Genomic DNA, 868 nt, shown 5'->3' on the forward strand with positions numbered 1-868 from the left:
GCCGACGGCCCGATGCCGCAGACGCGCGAGCACATCCTGCTTGCCCGTCAGGTCGGCGTGCCGTCGATCGTGGTGTTTTTGAACAAGGTCGACCAGGTCGACGACGCCGAGCTGCTCGAGCTGGTCGAGCTTGAGGTGCGTGAGCTTTTGACCAAGAACGAGTTCCCCGGCGACGACATTCCGATCGTCAAGGGTTCGGCGCTTGCGGCTTTGGAAGATTCGGACAAGAAGATCGGCGAGGACGCGATCCGCGAACTGATGGCGCAGGTCGACGCCTACATCCCGACGCCGGTTCGTCCGCTGGACAAGCCGTTCCTGATGCCGATCGAGGACGTGTTCTCGATTTCTGGCCGCGGCACGGTTGTGACCGGTCGCGTCGAGCGCGGCGTGGTCAAGGTTGGTGAGGAGCTCGAGATCGTCGGCATCCGTCCGACGACCAAGACGACCTGCACGGGCGTCGAGATGTTCCGCAAGCTGCTCGACCAGGGCCAGGCCGGCGACAACATCGGCGCGCTGCTGCGCGGTGTCGACCGCGAAGGTGTCGAGCGCGGCCAGGTTCTGGCCAAGCCTGGCACGGTCAAGCCGCACAAGAAGTTCGTGGCCGAAGCCTACATCCTGACCAAGGACGAGGGTGGCCGTCACACGCCGTTCTTCACCAACTACCGTCCGCAGTTCTATTTCCGCACGACCGATGTGACCGGCATCGTGTCGCTGCCGGAAGGCACCGAGATGGTGATGCCGGGCGACAACATCACGGTCGATGTCGAGCTGATCGTGCCGATCGCCATGGAAGAGAAGCTGCGCTTCGCCATCCGTGAAGGCGGCCGCACCGTCGGTGCCGGCATCGTCGTCACCATCAAAGAGTAAT

At 63.6% G+C, this 868-nt stretch carries 1 protein-coding gene; it reads left to right on the forward strand.

Annotation, left to right across the window (positions count from 1 at the left end; all coding sequences use genetic code 11):
• Positions 1-867: elongation factor Tu (locus tag E5X88_RS33500; protein WP_292168556.1), on the forward strand; the 867-nt coding region annotated here is incomplete at its 5' end.
• Position 868: the final 1 nt, after the last annotated feature.

The organism is Mesorhizobium sp., assembly GCF_004962245.1.
Classification (GTDB): Bacteria; Pseudomonadota; Alphaproteobacteria; order Rhizobiales; family Rhizobiaceae; genus Mesorhizobium.